This window comes from Sphingomonas sp. Leaf21 (genome assembly GCF_916858675.1).
GTDB lineage: Bacteria > Pseudomonadota > Alphaproteobacteria > Sphingomonadales > Sphingomonadaceae > Sphingomonas.
Map to the genome: position 1 here is coordinate 78170 of NZ_CAKASM010000009.1, position 19548 is coordinate 97717.

Sequence of the window (19548 nt, forward strand, 5' to 3'; positions counted from 1 at the left end):
CATCGCGGCACCAGCGATAGGGTAGCGTTCACACAAAACGCTTTATTTAATGGGGGATGGATTGATGCGGGGCATGGCGCGCGCGGCGGTGATGACGGGTGGGCGGCGCTGGGCCGTCGCCGCATCGGCTCTCTTGGCCAGTGTTGCCCCCTCGGCGCTGGCCGCCGATCCGCTGGCGACCGTCGAGCGCAACGGCGCGCTCGTCTCGGTCGAGCCCTATGCCCCCGGAATCGTCCGCGTCACCATCGCCACTGACCGGGCGGAGGCGGAGGGCAAGCCCGGCTATGGCCTGATCGCGAAGAGCGACAATGGCGGCTGGTCGCACCGTACCGATACGACCGGCGACATCTTCGCCTCGCCCGGCATGACGGTGACCGTCAACGCACAGCCATGGCCCAAGCCCCCCAGCCAGATGGAGCGCTACTTCGCGCCCTCGCTGCCCCCCGTCTCGATCAGCTTCGCGGGTGCGGACGGCAAGCCGCTGACCAGGATGAACGGCTGGGAGATGGCGCCGCACACCGTCTCTGGCGAGAAGACGTTCCGCGCCGGTGCGACCTTCTCCGATACGCTCGACACCCATTATTACGGGCTCGGTCAGTTCCAGGACGGCGTGCTGGACCTGCGCGGGCGGACGATCGACTGTCGCCATGATTACGACCGCCCCGGCGGCGAGTCCGTCTGCGTCCCCTTCATGGTCACCGACAAGGGCTATGCGATCCTGTGGGACAACCCGTCCGCGACCACCGTCTCGCCGGGCCTCATGAACGCGACCAAATTCGCGTCCAACGTCGGCGAGCGGGTGTCGTTCTTCGTCATAGCGGGCAAGACCACCGACGAACTCTATGCCGGATACGCCCGGCTGACCGGCGCGACGCCGCTGCCGCCCAAGGCCGCCTTCGGCCTTATCCAGAGCAAGGCGCGCTACGAAACCCAGGGCCAGCTGACCGAGGTCGCCGACGGCTATCGCAAGCGTGGCCTGCCGCTCGACATCATGGTGCTCGACTGGTTCTACTGGACGCGGATGGGGCAGCTCGACATCGACCGCACCGCCTTCCCCGATCCCGCGGGCATGAACGCGCATCTCAAGTCAATGGGGATGCACAGCATCATCAGCATCTGGCCGCGCTTCGAGCGTGAAAGCCGCTGGTACGACACGCTCGCCGCCAAGGGCTGGCTGATGAAGGACAAGGACGGCAATCCCGTCGACGGCCTGCCGATCCGCTCCGACCGCGCGGGCGCGCTGATCGACAGCACCAATCCGGACGCGCGCGCCTGGTTCTGGGGCAAGATCCGCGACAACATCTTTTCCCAGGGCTTCGACTATGCCTGGCTGGACGAGACCGAGCCCGATCTGGTGCCGGAGGGGCATTTCTACGCCATCGGTTCGGGCGATCGCTACCGCAACGTCTATCCGCTGCTCCATACGTCCAGCGTCGCGGAAGGCTCGGCGCGCGACCGGCCGGACATGCGCAACGTCATCCTGTGTCGCGCCGCCTATCTGGGCACACAGGCCAATGGCTGCCTGTTCTGGTCGTCGGACGTCCAGTCCAACTGGGAGGCGCTGCGGCGGCAGGTGCCCGCAGGGCTCGGCATGACCGCGAGCGGCATCGCCTATTGGTCGAGCGACACGGGTGGCTGGCAATGGCCGAGCGGACCGGAGGCGCAGCATCCCGTGCTGGTCGATCCGGCGGGTGCGACCGCGATGGCGCCGTCCTACCGGGACTATCCCGAGCTGTTCGTCCGCTGGTTCCAGTATAACGCCTTCACCCCGACACTGCGCATCCATGGCCAGCGGCCGGGCACCGCGCTGTGGGACTATGGCACGGCGGCCGAGCCGATCCTCGCCAGCGCGCTGCGGCTGCGCTATTCGCTGATGCCCTATATCTATGCACTGGGGCGGCAGACGAACCAGACCGGCGCGCCCTTCATGCGCGCGCTGTTCATGGACTTCCCCAACGATCCGACCGTCAAGACGCTGGGCGACGAATATATGTTCGGCCCCGCCTTCCTGGTCGCGCCGGTGACCGAACAGGGACAGACGTCGCGCCGTGTCTATCTGCCGGGCGGCACCGACTGGTATGACTGGTGGACCGACAAGCGCTATACCGGCGGCCAGTGGATCGAGGCGGCGGCCCCGATCGACCATATCCCGCTGTTCGTCCGCGCCGGTTCGATCGTGCCGATGGGCGTGCAGGTGCCCAGCACCGCCACCGCGCAGAGCCTGGAGAGCATCCGCGTCTATCCCGGCCGCGATGCCGCCTTCCCGCTGTACGACGATGACGGCTCCAGCAACGCCTATCGCAAGACCGGCGGACGAAGCGCGACGCTGCGCTGGGACGACACCGCGCGCCGCCTCTCCGCAAGCGGGCGCCTGCCGTCGGGACAGGCCGCGGAACCGCTGGTCAAGATCATAGGACAATAGGGCCAAGGCGCTGTAAAATAGCGCTTGGCAGCCATTTTGGGAGCGTTACAATCGATTCGACGGACCGGGATAATCCGGCCGAGAGGAGGGAATAGCCACATGATCGGATGGATGCTGATGCTGACCGCCGCGCTGCCTGCGGCGACGACGGACCAGGCGGGTGCGCCCAGCGCGGCGGCACAGCCGAGTATCTTCGACAAGGCCATCAACACACCCGGAATCGGCTGGACGCCCTATGGCCCCAACCAGACCGCCAAGCAGGTTCCGGCGACCGACGTGCCCGGCGGCAATGCGGTGCAGATCAAGGTCGCGCGCGCCGGGGCCAACCCATGGGACAGCGGCGTCACCTATCCCACGGTCAAGCCGATCGCCGTGGGCGACACGCTGATGACCATGGTCTTCCTGCGCGCGCCCGCCGCCGCCGAGGGCCAGACGGTGACCATACCGGTCGGCATGGGTGGCTCCGAGCCGCCCTATACCCCGATCGCGAGCGAGCCGGTGCAGGTGGGATCGACGTGGAAGCGCTATTTCGTGACGGGTGTCGCGGCGCAGGCCTTCGCGGCGGGCAAGGCGAACATCTCGGTCCAATTGGCGGGCGCCAAGCAGGTAATCGAGGTCGGCCCGGCGTTCCTGCTCGACCTGGGGCCGAATTTCGATCGGTCGAAGCTGCCGCACAACTGATATGACGGCCGGGGCGGCCTAGCGTCGTCCCGCCCGTTTCGCGAACAAGAGCCTGTTCGCCCCCGCCCCGTTCGCACCGAGCGAAGTCGAACTGAACGGGGGATGAGGGTACAGCCCATAGCAAAAACCGCCCGCCTCCCCTTCGGGACGCGGGCGGTATTTCGTTCGGTCACCTTTCGGCCGGAGCCCGAAGGCTCCGACCCTCACCTCCGCATCAGAAGGTTCCGCGAAGCGCGAACGAGAAGCGGCGATCGTTGACGATGTACGAGCGCGGGGCGGTCGCGGTCGAACCGCTGATATAGGCCTGCTCGGTCTTGATGACCTGATTGGCCAGGTTCACGCCCTGCACGCCGATCTTCAGATACTTGTTCAGGTTGATGAACGCCGAGGCGTCCAACTGCCCGCCCGCATCCTGATAGATGGAGGTGTACGGGAAGATCACGTCCGCCGGGGTCAGCAGATACTTCGAGCGCCAGTTATACGCCGCACGCAGCGAGACCGGTCCCTTCTCGTAGAACAGCGCCGCGTTCACGGTATGCTTCGACAGGCCCTCGAGCGGGATATTGCCCGGCTTGATGTTCGAGGTGCTCGCGGGCGCGCCGCCGTTCAGATAGGAATTGGGCAGGCCAGAGCTGTCGATATAGGTATAGCTCCCGCTTGCGCCGAACCCGCTGAGCAGACCCGGCAGGAAATCGAAGGTCTGCTGATAGGCGACCTCGACACCCTTGATCTTGCCGGTGCCGTCATAGTTAGACGGACCACGGACCAGCACCGTCTGTGTGATGCCGTTGCTGGTGATCGTGCGGTTGGTCAGCGACTGATAGAAGAAGTCCTTTACCGACTTGTAGAAGACGTCGACCGACAGCTGACCGACGCGGGCGAAATACCATTCGACGGTGGCGTCGAACTGCCATGCGGTCGCGGGCTTCAGATAGGGATTGCCCGCCGTGGCGGTGATCTGGCCGCTGTTGGTGTCAAAACCCAGCTGCAGGAAGTTGCGGATATTCGCAAAATCCGGACGGGTCATGACCTTCGACGCCGCCAGACGCAGCACCACGTCGCGCCCGATCCCGAACTTCAGGTTCGCGCTGGGCAGGAAGTAATGATACTGGCTGTGCGCCGTGTCGGGCGTGGTAATGCCGGTCGAGAACTGCTGGATCGCATTATACCCGGCCTGCCCGAGCTGACAGATACCCGAGGGCACCGCGACGAGCGGGACGCCGTTCTGAAGAACAGGCTGCCCGTTCTGCGTAACCGGCTGCGGCGCGCAACGGCTGGCGAACGCGTCGGTGGTGCCCGTCTGCTGCTGGGTCGGCGCGCCGATCGAGCCCGACGACGTGACGTCGGTCAGAACATAGCGAACGCCGATATTGCCGCTCATCCGGACATTGCCGAACAGATTTCCCGGCGTCGCGAAGTTCAGCTGCGCATAGGCGTTCTTGTCCTGCTGGTTCACCAGCTGGATTTCGGACGGCAGATACGGCGTACCGGCGACGACACCGGCACGCTGGGCGAGCGGGGCCCAGACGGTTGGCGGCGTTGCGCTGGGGTTGGCGGTCAGGACATTCTGCTGCCACAGCTTGCCGATCGACTGGAAATACGCCGCCGACTGCTGATAGCCATCGGTCAGATTACCGGTGTAGTAATAGGCCGCCGGCGAGCCGTTGGTCGCCCCGCGGAAGAAATTCGGGAAGCTGTAGAGTTCCGACTGACCCGGCGACTGCGCGAACGACACCGGATTGGCGCCGCCCCATACTTCGGACAATGCACCCCAGTTATAAGTGGTGTAGCGCACTTCCGACGCACGGTCGGCATAGCGCGCACCGAACTTGGCATGGGTGAAGAAGCTGCCGTCGTCGAACTTATAGTCGACATCCGCCTTGAAGGCGTATTCGCGACCCTTGCTCTGTTCCAGATGATCCATCGCCGCACGCCAGAACTGGACGTTGCGGTTGGCGAAATAATCCGCATCGCTCTGCTGGTTCAGCGTCGGATTGGGGGTCGCCCAGCTCGCCTGGAGCGTCGACGGCTTGTGCGGGATGACGACCGGGAGATTGCCCGTAAGGTCGAGCTCGGAATCGGCGAAGGTCGAACCGAACACGCGGAAATCGGTGCTGGTCTTCGTGGCGCGCGTATAGTCGCCGTCGATGTTGATCGACAGGTGATCGTCGAGCTGCGTCTTCAGGTTCAGGCCGAAGTCGGTGACGGTATTCTCGTCACGCGTCATACCGCGCGCCAGCGACTGCTGCGTGCCCCCGGTCGGAACCCAGCACGTCGCCTGGCCGCTGCACGCCGAGCGATAGCCGTTACCCGGTGCGGTGATGTAACCCGACTGGAACAGGCCACCCGCGTCGTAGGCATAGTTCTTGGTCGTGCCGGTCGGGCATTGCGCGATCGTCGAATTGGCGGGCCCCAGATTGTTCTGGAGACAGCCGATCGGATAGGTATCGTATTCGGACAGGTCGGGCGCGGTTTCGAACGTGCGTTCCGAGGTGTTGTTGACCGTGTGCGTGCGCAGGAACTGCGCGGTCAGCAGCGTCCGCTCGTCATTGCTCTGCCACTGACCGGCGAGCGCGATGCCGTCACGCTTGCGGTCGAACTCCTGCGTCGCGAACTGACCGCCGATCGGGGCGTACCGCAGCGAGGCCGGATCGAGGAAGCCGTCCGCACCAGGCGTGCTGGTCGCACCACATGCAAAGCCGCTCGCGCCGCCCACAGGCAGAGTCGTCTGATCGACCGTGCCGGGGAGAGGATTGCGGCAATTCTGCGCCGTGGTCGAATTGGCCGCCAGCGCCAGCGTATTGTCGCGGGTCTGGATGTTGGTGATGCGGATGCTGTCCGCGCGGCTCTGCACGCGCGAATAGGAGACGTTGCCGAGCAGGCCGAAGCGGCCGATGCCCGTGTCCCAGGTGTCGCTCACCAGCAGCGAGCCCGTCGGCGACCACTTCTTCTTGAAGTCGCCATAATTGCCCTCGGCGGTGAAGCCGAGGTGGAAGCCCTTGTTGTCGAAGGGCTTGCGGGTGTTCAGGTTGACCGTACCAGCCAGGCCGCCTTCGATCAGCTCGGCGGTGGCGTTCTTGTACACCTCGACCGAGCCGAGCAGTTCGGCGGGCACGTCCGAGAAGTTGATCGCCTGGCCGCCGATACCGGCCGAGAAGGTGTCGCGGCCGTTGAACTCGGAGCGGACGAAGGTCAGGCCGCGCACCGCGACGCCCGACCCTTCGACCGAGAAGTGGTCGGGATCGTTGGCGGCGGCGAAGCGGCTGATCGACACGCCGGGAACGCGCTGCAGTGCCTCGGTCACCGAACGGTCGGGCAGCGCGCCGATGTCGCTGGCGGTGATCGCATCGACGACCGTGTCGGAGTTGCGCTTGATCGACTGCGCGTTCGCCAGGCTCTGGCGGATGCCGGTGACGACGACTTCCTTTTCGTTGCCGACGTCATCGCCCGCAGGCGGCTGGGAACCGGGTGCCTGGGTGCTGGCGCTGGTACGCGGCGTCGCCGAACCGGCCGTACCCTGTCCCGCGATCGAACCGGTCGGCGAGCTCGGGCTCTGGTCCGGATCGGCCGAGGTTTGCGAACCGGTGGTCTGCGCCATGGCGGGCACGCTCAGCCCGGCGATGCACAACGCACCGGCAGACGCGCCGATGAGAAGGCGGTTAACGCGAACGGCATAGGCAGTGAAAGGCGCAAAGGTGCGCATCATGGTCATCCCCCCCTTTGTGCGCGCCCCTGTGGCGTCGCCCGATTAGGTCGAATCTGCGCTTATCGGCGCAATATTCAGACAGCTGATTGCGCTACCAAAAACCTTTTCACAAGACATTTAACTTATCGCGTAACCGACAAATAACCGATCCGGACCAAGGTGCGACATTCCTGCAACGCTTCGATCTTGATGGATTGCGGCGCGGTTAAAGGCGCGCCATGAAATGGCCGAACGGCCTGGCTTTACGGGTCTGATCGAGGGGAACGCGGCGTGTCGCAGGAAAGGGTGCGGGTCGTCATCGTGGGCGGCGGCACGGCCGGATGGATGGCGGGCGCCGCGCTGGCGCGTCTCCTGCCGGGACAGTGCAGCGTGCGCCTGATCGAATCCGAGGCGATCGGTGTCGTCGGCGTTGGGGAGGCCACTCTGCCCCATATCCGCGCATTCAACGAGCGGCTCGGCATCCCGGAGGCCGAGTTCATGGCGCGCACCCGCGCGACCTTCAAACTGGGAATCGAATTCCGCGACTGGGGCCGGATCGGGGACAGTTACATTCACCCGTTCGGAACCTTCGGACGCGGCACGGGGGCGATCGACTTCCACCATTACTGGACGCGGCTGTTGCGCGAAGGGCATGATCTGCCGCCGCTCGACTCGCTGTCCTATGCCTGCGCGCTGGCACGCGATGCGCGGTTCGACCACCCGCTGCGCGAGGGGCAGACGCTCGCCTCGACCTATGGCTATGCCTATCAGTTCGATGCCTTGCTCTTCGCCCCCTATCTGCGCGGCCTGGCCGAAGAGGCGGGCGCGGTGCGGACCGAGGGGATGGTCGTGGACGTGGAGCGGGACGGCGACACCGGCCTGATACGCGCGGTCACGCTGGCCGATGGCGAGCGGGTCGAGGGCGACCTGTTCATCGACTGCTCGGGCTTCCGTTCGCTGCTGCTCGGCCAGGCGCTGGAGGAGCCGTTCGAGGACTGGTCGAAATGGCTGCCGACCGACCGGGCGGTGGCGATGCCGTGCCGGACCGAGACCGCCGTCACCCCCTATACCAGCGCGATCGCCATGCCTGCCGGCTGGCGCTGGCGTATCCCGCTGCAGCACCGCACCGGCAATGGCTATGTCTATGCGAGCGATTTCGTCAGCGACGCGGATGCCGCCCGCGCCCTGGAGGCGGCGGTCGAGGGCGAAAAGCTGGCCGAGCCGCGCCTGCTGCGGTTCAAGGCCGGGCGGCGACGGCGAAGCTGGGTCGGCAATTGCGTCGCGATCGGCCTGGCCAGCGGCTTTCTCGAACCGCTCGAGTCGACCAGCATCTATCTCGTCCAGCAGGCGATCACCGCGCTGGTCGAACTATTCCCCGATCGACAGGTCGCCGCGTCGGACCGCGACGAGTTCAACCGGATCACCGACCTGGAATATGACCGGATTCGCGACTTCCTGATCCTGCATTATCACGCCACGACCCGCGACGATTCGCCCTTCTGGAACTATGTCCGGACGATGCCGATCCCCGACAGTCTGGCCGAGAAGCTGGACCTGTGGCGCAGGCGGGCGCGAGTCGTGAAGTATCGCGAGGGCGTTTTCCTCGATGCGAGCTGGATCGCGGTCTATCTCGGACAGGGCGTGGTGCCCGGGGGATGGGACCCACGCGCCGATGTCGCGAGCACGTCCGATCTGTTGCGCGCGGTCGACGGTCTGCGCCGGGAAATCGCGGACGAGGTCGCGGGACGGCCCGATCATCGTGGCTTCCTCGAGCGATACTGCCCGATGGTAGCGGCGGCATGAGCGACGCGACGCCGATACGCAGCATCCTGGTCGTCGGTGGCGGCCTGACCGCATGGTGCGCCGCCGCCGCGCTCAAGCGCCGTGCGCCGTTCCTCGACGTGACCTTGCTCGCGAGCCCGGTCCCGCCGGACGCGCTCGCCGACCGGATCGCCTGCACCCTGCCCTCGCTGCCCGGCTTTCAGGCCGATCTGGGCATCGGCATCGACGACGGCGTCACACGATCGGGGGCGGGCTATCGCCTCGGTACGCGGTTCATCGGCTGGGCGGAGGGATTGCCCGACTATGTCCACGCCTATGGTCCCTATGGCCATGGCATCGGCCCGGCGGCGTTTCATCTCCACTGGGTCCGCGCCGCACGTGACGGCGCGGCACAGCCGTTCGACGCCTATTCGCCCGCCGCCCGGATCGCGCGCGACGGACGCTTCGCTCCGCCAGCACCGGGCGGGCTGTTCGGCGCGCACGAATTCGGCCTGACGCTCGACCTGCCGCGTCATCTGGCGATGATGCGCGCCTTCGCGACCCATGTCGGCGTGGTCGAGATCGCCGACTCGGTGGCATCGGTCGGCGTCGACGCGCGCGGCCATGTCGAGGCGGTCACGACCGCGCAGGGCCGGTCGCTGACCGCCGACCTGTTCCTCGACGCCAGCGGCCCCCAGGCTGTGTTGCGCGGCGCGATCGACGATGCCTGGCAGGACTGGAGCCGATGGATTCCGTGCGACCGGGTCCTGCTGGGCACCAGCCCGGCGGGCACCGGCGCACCCGTCCTGACCGAGGTGATCGCGCAAGCGGCGGGATGGCGCTGGTCGAGCGGCGAACAGGTCGGCCTCGCCTATGCGAGCGCCTATCTGTCCGATGCCGACGCCGCCGCGACGATGGCGCAGGGTGGCGCACGGCCGGAGCCCGTGATCGCCCTTCGACCCGGCACGCGGCCCCGGCCCTGGCACGGCAACTGCATCGCGATCGGCGACGCCGCGACTCAGGTCGAGCCACTCGAATGGTGCAACCTCCATCTGGCGCTGAGCGCGATCGACAGGCTGATCGCGATGCTACCCGACCGCGCCATGGCCCCGGTCGAAGCCGCCGATTACAACCGGCAGACGCTGGCCGAGGCGGAGCGGGTTCGCGACTTTCTGGCCGCGCGTTACCGCACCGCGCGCCGCCCCGAACCCATGTGGCGGGCCGTCGCCCTTGCCGAGCCCCCGGCCAGCCTGGAGCACAGCCTGACCCAGTTCGCCGAGCGCGGCCGCCTTCCCTTCTACGAAGAGGAAACCTTCGCGCGCGATAGCTGGGCCGCGATGCTGCTCGGTCAGGGATTCCTGCCGCGCCGTGTCGATCCGCTGGTCCACGGCGTACCCGATGGCGAGGTCGCGGCGGTCATGACCCGCCTGTCCGACGCCATCGCCGCCGCCCTTCCCCAGATGCCCGCCCATGACGAATGGCGCGCGGCCCAGATGAGACGCCTTGCCCGATGAGCGTGACGCCCCCCCATGACCACAGCATCCGCCGGGTCGTCATCGTCGGCGGCGGCACCGCTGGCTGGATGGCCGCCGCCGCCTTCGCCCGGCTGCTCAACAACGGCTATACCCAGGTGACCCTGGTCGAATCCGAGGAGATCGGAACGGTCGGCGTCGGCGAGGCGACGATCCCGCCGATCATCACCTTCAACCAGATGCTGGGCCTGGACGAGAACGACTTCCTCGCCAAGACCGGCGGTACGTTCAAGCTGGGCATCGAATTCGTCGACTGGGGCGACAAGGGCGAGCGCTATTTCCACCCTTTCGGGCGGTTCGGCCACGATCTTCAGGGGGTGCATTTCCACCAGCTCTGGCTGCGCGAACATCACCGCCGCGCGATCCCCGGCATCGCCGACTGGTCGATGAGCGCGGTCGCCGCCAGGGCGGGCCGGTTCGGCCGGGCCAAGGCCGACGCCCGCTCGCCGATCCGCGAGCTGTTCTACGCTTTCCATTTCGACGCCTCGCTCTATGCCCGCTATCTGCGCGGCTATGCCGAACAGGGCGGCGTCACCCGGATCGAGGGGCGGATCGACACGGTCGCGCTGCGCCCCGAGGATGGCTATGTCGAGGCGGTCACGCTGGCCGACGGGCGGCGGATCGAGGGGGAGCTGTTCATCGACTGCTCGGGCTTTCGCGGCCTGCTGATCGAGGAGGCGCTGGAGACCGGCTACGAAAGCTATGCCCGGTGGCTGCCCTGCGACCGGGCGGTGGCCGCCCCCTGCGCGCTGCCCGATCCGCGCGAGCCCGACCCTTTTACCCGCGCGACGGCACGCGACGCCGGATGGCAATGGCGAATCCCGCTCCAGCACCGGATGGGCAATGGCCTGGTCTATTGCAGTGACTTCCTCGACGACGAGACCGCGCGGGTAAAGTTGCTCGACAGTCTCGAAGGCGAATTGCTGGGCGAGCCGCGCCAGTTGCGCTTCACCGCGGGGCGACGGCGGCAAAGCTGGAACCGGAACGTCGTGGCGCTTGGACTGTCGAGCGGGTTCCTGGAACCGCTCGAGTCGACCAGCATCCACCTGGTCCAGGCAGCGATCCAGCGGCTGGTCGCGCTGTTCCCCGACACGCGCTTCGACCCCGCCGAGCGTGACGAGTTCAACCGCCAGATGCACGATTTGTACGAGGATGTGCGCGACTTCATCATCCTGCATTACAAGGCGACCCGGCGCAGCGACACGCCCTTCTGGAACCGCGTGCGGACGATGGACGTGCCCGACAGCCTGGCGCGCAAGATGGCGCTGTGGTCGGGCAAGGGGCGGCTGTTCCGCGAAGGCTATGATCTCTTCGCCAATCCGAGCTGGGTCGCGGTGTGCCTGGGCCAGGGCCTGGTGCCGCAAAGCTGGGAGCCTGCCGTCGATGCGCTGGACGAGGATCTGGTCGCCGACGCGCTTGAACAGATACGCGGCGGCTATGCCGATGTGGCGGCACGCCTGCCCAGCCATGGCGACTTCCTGCGCATGACCGCGCCCTCGCCGCTCGCTCCCGGATTGACGTCGACGGACGCGGCCGACGGTGGGTTCGCCTTCTCGCGAACAGCCCCCGCTGCGGGAGGACCGCTGCTGTGAAGCGGATCGTCCTTCCCCTGATCGCGCTGCTCGGGATCGGTGCAAGCGATGCGCCGGGCCCGCATCTCAACCAGCTCGGCTTCCGCCCGGACACCGCCAAGCGCGCGATCGTCGCCGCCAGCGGATCGGCGCCGCTGCCCTGGCAATTGCTGGACGAGGCTGGCCGTGTCGTCGCGGAGGGGCGGACGACGCCTTTCGGAGCCGATGCCGCATCGGGCGACAAGGTCCATCAGATCGACTTGACCCGCTATGCCACCCCCGGCACCTACAGGCTGCGGGTCGACGGCCATGTCGGCCATCCCTTCGCGATCGATGCGAAGCTCTACGATCCGCTCGCCCGCGCCGCGCTCAACTTCTTCTATCAGCAGCGCGCCGGCGTGGCGATCGAGGCGCGCTTTGCGGGTGGGCCGCAATGGGCGCGCGCGGCGGGGCATCCGAAGGAGGTCGTGACCTGTTTCAAGGGCATCGATCTCGCCGGGACCGATTGGCCGGGCTGTCCCTACACGCTCGACGTCACCGGCGGCTGGTATGATGCGGGCGACCAGGGCAAATATGTCGTCAATGGCGGCATCGCCCTGTGGATGCTTCAAAATCTCTATGAAGTGGACGCGAGCCAGCCCCCCTTCCCCGATGGCGCCGCCGCGCTGCCCGAGGCGGGGAACGGCGTCAACGACCTGCTCGACGAAACTCGTTGGGAAATGCGCTTCCTGCTCGCGATGCAGGTGCCCGACGGCCAGAAGCTCGCGCTACCCGTCGGGCAGCAGGGGCGAGGCCCCTACCGGCTGACCATGGTCGATGCCGGGGGCATGGCGCATCACAAGGTCGCCGACCGCAACTGGACCAGGCTGCCCACCGCGCCCGCCGACGATCGTGAGGAACGGCTGCTCTATCCGCCCAGCACGGCGGCGACGCTCAACCTCGCCGCGACGGCCGCGCAATGCGCGCGGATCTGGCGCGGGATCGACGACGCCTTCGCCAGGCGCTGCCTCGTCGCGGCGGGCAAGGCCTATCAGGCGGCGCTGCGCAATCCCGACATCTACGCCGCGCAGGCGTTCAACGGCAGCGGCGGTTACGGCGACAACGACCTGACCGACGAGCTTTATTGGGCCACCGCCGAACTCTATGCGACGACCGGCATGCCCGAACTCGCCGAGGCGCTGCGTCGCAATCCGCTCCACACCGCGCCGCTCCATGGCGAGCCGAGCTGGGCCGGCACCGCCGCGCTCGGCACGATCACGCTCGCCACCGCGACCGGCGTCATGCCGTCCGAGCGCGCGGCGGCGCGCGCCAGGCTGATCGCGCTGGCCGACCGGTTGCTCGACGAGGATTCGCGCTCGGGATACCACATTCCCTTCGCCTCGACCGCCTATAGCTGGGGATCGAACAGCGCGCTGATGGGACGCGCGATGATCCTGGCGCTGGCCGCGCGTTTCACCGGCGACCCGCGCTACCGCGATGCCGAGGTCGACGCGATGGACTATGTCCTCGGCCGCAACCCGCTCGACCAAAGCTATGTCAGCGGGTTCGGGTGGAAGCCGCTGAAGAACCCCCATCACCGTTTCTGGGCGCACCAGTTCGACGCGAAGATGCCCGGCCCGCCGCCCGGCGTCCTGAGCGGTGGCGCCAACAGCACCAGCTTTCCCGAGCCGGTCTCCGCGCCGATGAAGGGGCGCTGCGTGGGGCAGCGCTGCTGGATCGACGATGCGCGGGCCTATGGCCACAACGAAGTCGCGATCAACTGGAACGCGCCGCTGGTCTGGGTCGCGAGCGACCTGACCCGCCCGCTCGCCCAGCCGCGCTGAAGGCACGGCCAGCCACCGTTCAGATCACGAATATCATACCGATTGCAGAGAGGACTTTCGATGGACCGTCGCGATTTCATGAAGACCGGCATGGTGATGGGCGGTGCCGCGCTCGCCACCGGCGGGGGCACGCTCGCCGCCACCCGCGCCGCCGCCGCCCAGGCAGAGGATTTGAGCTTTCCCAAGGACTTCCTGTGGGGATGTGCCACCGCATCCTACCAGATCGAAGGCGCGGTGAAGGAAGATGGTCGCGGGCAGACCAACTGGGACGTCTTCTCGCACACGCCCGGCAAGATCGCCAATGGCGACAATGGCGACGTCGCCTGCGACAGCTATCACCGCTATAACGAGGACATCGCGCTCCTGAGGAACCTTGGCGTGAAGGCGTATCGCATGTCGATCGCGTGGTCGCGCATCTTCCCCGAGGGGCGCGGCAAGTTCAACCAGAAGGGCCTGGATTACTATAACCGCGTGATCGACGGGCTGCTGGCGGCGGGTATCCAGCCCAACGTCACCATGTTCCATTGGGACCTGCCGCAGGCTTTGCCCGGCGGGTGGCAGAATCGCGACACCGCCAAGGCGTTTGCCGACTATGCGGGCTTCATGGCGGGCAAGCTGTCCGACCGCGTGCACCGTTTCATGACGGTCAACGAGCTGCGCTGCTTCACCGATCTGGGCCATATGGTCGGCATCCACGCGCCGGGGCTCAAGCTGCCGCAGGGACAGGTCAACCAGGTCCGCCACCACGGCGTGCTCGCGCACGGCCTGGGCGTCCAGGCGATCCGCGCCAACGCCAGGACGGGGACCGAGGTCGGCATCGCCGACAATGCCAGCATCTTCGTCCCCGTCATCGAGACGCCCGAGCATATCGCGGCGACGAAGAAGGCGATGCGCGACGAGAACGCCATGTTCCTGACCGCCGTCCTGGAAGGCAAATATATCGACAGCTATCTCGCCGCCGCCGGGGCCGATGCGCCCAAGGTCCAGGCGGGCGACATGGCGGCGATCGGCAGCCCGCTCGATTTCGTCGCGCTCAACATCTACACGCCGACCTACGTCAAGGCGAACCCCGTCGATCCGCGTGGCTATACCCCGCTGCCGCATCTGGCGCATTCGCCGCGCATGGCCTCGCCCTGGCTTTATGTCGGCCCCGAAGCCGCCTATTGGGGCGTCCGCGCGGTCAGCGAGCTGTGGAAGCCCAAGGCGATCTACATCTCGGAGAACGGTACGTCTGCCGACGACGTGCTGAACGACAAGGGGCTGGTCGATGACGGCGACCGGATCATGTACCTGCGCAACTATCTCGGCCAGTTCCGCCGCGCCGCCGCCGAGGGATATCCGCTCAAGGGCTATTTCCTGTGGAGCCTGATGGACAATTTCGAATGGGCGGACGGCTATGCGCTGCGCTTCGGCCTCCATCATGTCGATTACGCGACCCAGAAGCGCACGCCCAAGCTGAGCGCCCAGTGGTATAAGGAACTGATCCGCCGCAACGCGCTGGTCTGATCCCTCCTCCCGGACGCAAAGCGCCCCACCGGTCGACCCCGACCGGTGGGGTTTTTGCTGACCGCTCGGACACAAAAAAAAGGGCAGGAATGGCGGCATGCCATCCCTGCCCCGTATCAGGGTCGATCGGATCAGAAGCGGAAGCGAACGCCCGCGCCGTAATAGCGCCCCTCGTCGCGCACGTCGCGCGGGTAGGACAGTCCGTTGCCATAGCTGCGATAGTTGTTGAACGGCTTGGCCAGCAGGTTGGCCGCGTCGAAGGCGATCGTGATCTCCTTCGTCAGGTTATAGTTGAAGCCGAAGTCGAGCCGCTGGAGACGGGTCGTGCCCTCGCCGTTGTAGAAACCGTCGCCGTTGATGAAGTTGCCGTTGAGGAACGCATCGCGATTGTTGAACGACAGGCGGGTCGAGACGTCGCCCTTCTCGTAGAACAGCGCGATATTATAGGTCCACTTCGACAGGCCGGTGATCGGCACGAATGGCGGCGGCGTGGTGCCACCGGCCGAGGCGAACAGATTGGCCGGATAACGCTGCTTGCCTTCCAGATAGGTCACGTTCGCCTGCACGCCGAAGCCGCTCCACAGCCCCGGCAGGAAGTCGAAGAAGGTCTGGCCGCCGACTTCCACGCCCTTGATCCGGCCCTTGCCCGCATTTTCCGGCCGGTTGATCTCGATCAGGCCATAGAACGGATCGATGGTGCGGTTGACGTAATTGCTGATGAACCCGTCGAGATCGCGGTAGAACACGGCGGCGGTCAGCGAGGCGGTCGGCGAGAAATAATATTCGACCGTCGCGTCATAGTTGCTTGAGGTCAGCGGGCGCAGGTCCGGGTTGCCGCCGCTGCCATAGGCGTTCGGCCGCGTGTTCAGGCCCGCCGGGAAGCGCGGGTCGAGCGGCTGGTTGGGGATGACCGCCTGGCTGTTCTGCTCGATGTTCAGCGCCGGGTTGAGCTGGCCGAATTCGGGCTTCGTCCGCGTCTTGGTGAAGCCGAAGCGGATCTGCAGCTTGTCGTTTGGCCGGACGCGCAGCGAGACGTTGGGCAGGATGTCGACATAATTGGCGCGCGTGGTGCGCACCTCGCTGCGACGAACGCCATCGAACAACACCGTCGAGATACCGCGATATTCGCCCACCGTGTTGACCACGCGGGTGCCGATCAGGCCGTCGAACCGGATCGAGCCGACGTCGAACTCATATTTCGCCTGGCCATAAAAGGCGTAGGTCTGTTCGGTCGCGTAGAAGGCGGCGAGCGGATCGAGCTGGACCTCGGGCGAGGCGAAGCGGTTCAGCGCGTCGCGATAGCCCTGATCCGCCGGATTGCCCGCAACAAGCCGCTGAAGCGCGTCGAAGGCATATTGGCGAAGCTGCGGCGCGTTGCCCGCGATGCCGTCGCGCGATGGCATCAGCCAGCTCGTGAAGCCCTGATTGCCACGGAAGGCATTCTGGGTCAGCCCCAACTGGCCCGCCGGTACGTCCGCCAGCGGAATCGCGAGCGGCTCGGTATAGGCATAGCGGTTGCCGCGCTTGAGCGACGCATCGCGATCCGTCCAGCGGACACCGAATTGCAGCCGGGGCAGCAGCGACAGGTCGGTTTCCAGATCCAGGTCGGTGCGCCATTGCCACCCCTTGCCCTGCACGCGGTAGGTCGCTTCGTAATAGCCGCGCCAGATATAATTGGCCGGATTGGTGTTGTCGAAGCCGGGCAGGTCGAACGACACGCCGTCATCGACGAAGAAATTGACGTTGGCGACCGGCACCTTCGAAAAGGCCGTGTCGAAGCTCCACTCGTCCGAACCATATTCCGAGTTGGTATAGGCCAGGTCGGTCGACAGATGGGCGCGGCCCACATCCCATTTGGCGCCGCCCGCCGCCTGATAGGTGTTGGTGTAGCCCTTCGCCGTGCTGCGATACGCCTCGGGACGATAGCCGCCGGTCTTGGTCAGGCTCTGCACCTGAAGCGGCTGGCCGGGGCGCAGGACGACGTCGCTGAGCGTCGGATTGTTGTCGAGCAGCGGAACCCGGAACCAGTCATTGGCGATTTCGCCGCGATAGCCCTGATAGAGGAAGTCGTAATAGAGTTCGAGATTGTGCGCCGGGCGCCACTGGACGCTGGCATTCAACGCCGGGCGCCAGCGCTTGCCACTGTCGTTATAGACGCCGACGGCGGTCGGGATCTGGAAATCGCGGCCGACCGAGGTCGGCAGGACCGTCGTGCCCGCCGTCGGAGAGTTGGTGTTGCCCTCGCCCCAACGGACGGCGTTGCGATACTGCGCCTGGGTATAGGAGGCGTTGATGAGCCAGCCGATCTCGCCGATCGCGGTGTCGGCGCGCTGGCTGATGAGCAGGTTGCCCTGCGGGTCGAACTTCTTCGACTGATCGTTATACGTGCCGCGAATGCCCCCCGCGACGGTAAAGCCCTTCTCGAAGTCGAAGGGACGACGCGAACGCACGTTGATGAGGCCCGCAAGGCCCGGCTCCAGCAGGTCCGCGGTCCCGGACTTGTAGACTTCCAGGCCTGCCAGCGCACCCGCCGGGAAATCCTGGAGCGCGACGCGGCGTCCCTCCGCGGTAAAAATGTCGCGACCGTTGAAGGTCGTCGCCACGTCGGGCAGGCCACGAACCAGCACCTGGTTCACTTCGTCGCTGTAGCGGCTGACCTGGACGCCGGTAACGCGCGCCAGCGATTCCGCCGCCGTATTGTCGGGCAACTTGCCGATATCCTGCGCCACGATCGCATCGAGGATCGCGTCGGAATTGCGCTTGATCGCCTGCGCGCTGCCAAGGCTGGCGCGATAGCCGGTGACGACGATGTCGCGCGGGTCGACGGCCTCGCTTTCCAGGCCGGTGGTCGAGGACTGGACCGGGCTGCGATCCGGAACCTCTTGAACATCCTGCTGGATACCCACTTGAGTCTGGGTCTCGATCGGCGCGTTCGGATCGGCTGTCTGTGCGCCCTGATCGGGTGCGGCGGTCTGCGCCATGGCGGGCGCGGCCATCAGCGCCCATGGCGCAACCGACAGCAGCAGGACGTGGTGCTTCATCGAATCTCCCCTCATATGGCCCGAACTTTCGGTGCCCCTCGCGGGGATTTGTCTGACTATCCCAAGAATTGGTCAAGCCTTTGATGACGAATTTATGAGGGAGTTTTCATGTCGTGGTTTTTCAGTAACACCGTCACTGCGCGCGGTCGCAGCACTGGTAGCGCAAACATTCGGCGAATAGTGCCGCATAATCAGCGCTTACGGTTTTTCCGCAGTGCAAGACGCCGCAACCGGGTCTTGTCCGATATATAACCGCGATCAACCGCGCTATGGCCGACGAGGTAAGTGACCTGCTCCGTCATATTCATTTTCGACCAAGGGTTTGCTCGAATCGGGCGGCACCCGAAGTTAAGGCGCCTCCGCTCCGACGACCGGCCATTGCTCCGCATCCCAGCCGAGCCGCGCGATTCGCAAGGTCGACGCGCCGTTCGCGGCGGCGTCATAGGCATGATGGATCAGATAATCGCGCCCGTCACGGTCCTGGAGCACGCCCGCATGACCCGGCCCGCGAAAGCGATCGCGTCCCTCCGCGTCCGCCCGCAGCAGAACGGTCCCACCGCCCTCGCGCATCGCGCGACCGGACCGGTCGCGATACGGCCCCTCGATCGATCGGGAGCGTCCGACACGCAGATGATAGCTGCTCCTGCTGCCCCGACAGCACAGGTCGAACGACACGATCAGATAGTACCAGCCGCCATGATCGACGATGAACGGCGCCTCGATCGCGTCGGCGCCGCCATCGGCTTCCCCGGCCGCGCGGCGCGCGATCATGGTCGGGTGCGCGCCCGGTGCTGGCTTGCCGGAGCGCGGATCGAGCCGGATCAACTGGATCCCGCCCCAGAAGCTGCCGAATGCCAGCCACTGCCCGCCCGCCCGGTCGCGGGCGAAGGCCGGATCGATCGCGTTGAAATCGTCGCCCGGATGCGACGCGATCACCAGCCCTTCGTCGCGCCATCCATAAGCGCGGTCGGCGGGATCGAGCGTCGTCGCCGTCGCCAGACCGATGGCCGAGCGCTGCTTGCCGAAGGTCGAGACCGAGTAATAGAGTCGATACCGCCCACCGACCCGCGTTATGTCGGGTGCCCACATGTCGCGCGCACCGGAGACGGCGGCCCGCGCCCAGGCGGGGATGGCGGGCAGCGGCGAGGCCAGCGGCGTCCAGTGGTGGAGGTCACGCGACATGCGCGCGACGAGCGGTCCGCGACCATTCTGCCCGGTCGAATAGGAATAATAGGCGTCGCCCGCATGGATCAGCACCGGGTCGTGCGCGGGGACGATATCGCCCGACAGCGTCCATCCCGCCGATTCGGACCGCAACGCCGACCCGCCGAGCGCGAGCGCGCCCGCCAGGAGCGACAAGCGCAGGACGCGCAGGCCCTGCGACCGGTTCGATTGCGCCATGACCGCCCCCTCCCTATCCTATTGAGGTCGCGTCGGAACGACCCGCCTCGTGCCACGTAAAGTCGGACATTAGCCGAGGCAAGACACCTGTGCCGACGGTTCTTTCCCGCCCGCTCTTGTCCCTG

General features: G+C 66.4%; 10 protein-coding genes. 7 read left to right on the forward strand and 3 right to left on the reverse strand.

Annotation, left to right across the window (positions count from 1 at the left end):
• Nucleotides 1-91 precede the first annotated feature (91 nt).
• Both LRP66_RS09720 and LRP66_RS09725 read left to right on the forward strand, forming a co-directional pair.
• A complete protein-coding gene (locus tag LRP66_RS09720; RefSeq protein ID WP_230482330.1) occupies nt 92-2422 on the forward strand; it encodes a glycoside hydrolase family 31 protein in 2331 nt (776 codons plus the stop codon).
• 99 nt (nt 2423-2521) lie between these two features.
• Nucleotides 2522-3103 carry a hypothetical protein gene (locus LRP66_RS09725; protein WP_230482298.1) on the forward strand — a complete coding sequence of 194 codons (582 nt, stop codon included), beginning with the start codon at nt 2522-2524 and terminating at the stop codon, nt 3101-3103.
• 214 nt (nt 3104-3317) lie between these two features.
• Here the strand turns inward: LRP66_RS09725 and LRP66_RS09730 are convergent, their stop codons facing one another.
• The gene (locus LRP66_RS09730; RefSeq protein WP_230482331.1) at nt 3318-6806 is read right to left on the reverse strand and encodes a TonB-dependent receptor; all 3489 of its coding nucleotides are present in this window, start codon (nt 6804-6806) and stop codon (nt 3318-3320) included.
• 273 nt (nt 6807-7079) lie between these two features.
• Between LRP66_RS09730 and LRP66_RS09735 the strand changes: the two genes are divergently transcribed.
• Genes LRP66_RS09735 through LRP66_RS09755 form a run of 5 tightly spaced genes read left to right on the forward strand, consistent with a single transcriptional unit; the run spans nt 7080 to nt 14981 of the window.
• Nucleotides 7080-8591, forward strand: a complete 1512-nt coding sequence (locus LRP66_RS09735; protein WP_268992446.1) for a tryptophan halogenase family protein — start codon at nt 7080-7082, stop codon at nt 8589-8591.
• Complete coding sequence (locus LRP66_RS09740) at nt 8588-10063, forward strand: tryptophan halogenase family protein (RefSeq protein ID WP_230482299.1); 1476 nt, start codon at nt 8588-8590, stop codon at nt 10061-10063. The genes LRP66_RS09735 and LRP66_RS09740 overlap by 4 nt, the downstream gene beginning before the upstream one ends.
• Nucleotides 10060-11673: a tryptophan halogenase family protein gene (locus tag LRP66_RS09745; protein WP_230482300.1), complete on the forward strand. Its 1614-nt coding sequence runs from the start codon at nt 10060-10062 to the stop codon at nt 11671-11673. Before LRP66_RS09740 ends, LRP66_RS09745 begins: the two co-directional genes overlap by 4 nt.
• The gene (locus tag LRP66_RS09750) at nt 11670-13475 is read left to right on the forward strand and encodes a glycoside hydrolase family 9 protein (RefSeq protein WP_230482301.1); all 1806 of its coding nucleotides are present in this window, start codon (nt 11670-11672) and stop codon (nt 13473-13475) included. Before LRP66_RS09745 ends, LRP66_RS09750 begins: the two co-directional genes overlap by 4 nt.
• Nucleotides 13476-13535: 60 nt before the next feature.
• Nucleotides 13536-14981, forward strand: a complete 1446-nt coding sequence (locus LRP66_RS09755) for a GH1 family beta-glucosidase (RefSeq protein ID WP_230482302.1) — start codon at nt 13536-13538, stop codon at nt 14979-14981.
• Nucleotides 14982-15112: 131 nt separating this feature from the next.
• Here the strand turns inward: LRP66_RS09755 and LRP66_RS09760 are convergent, their stop codons facing one another.
• Both LRP66_RS09760 and LRP66_RS09765 read right to left on the reverse strand, forming a co-directional pair.
• A complete protein-coding gene (locus LRP66_RS09760; protein ID WP_230482303.1) occupies nt 15113-18022 on the reverse strand; it encodes a TonB-dependent receptor in 2910 nt (969 codons plus the stop codon).
• Nucleotides 18023-18370: 348 nt separating this feature from the next.
• Nucleotides 18371-19423, reverse strand: a complete 1053-nt coding sequence (locus tag LRP66_RS09765; protein ID WP_230482304.1) for an arabinan endo-1,5-alpha-L-arabinosidase — start codon at nt 19421-19423, stop codon at nt 18371-18373.
• Nucleotides 19424-19548: the final 125 nt, after the last annotated feature.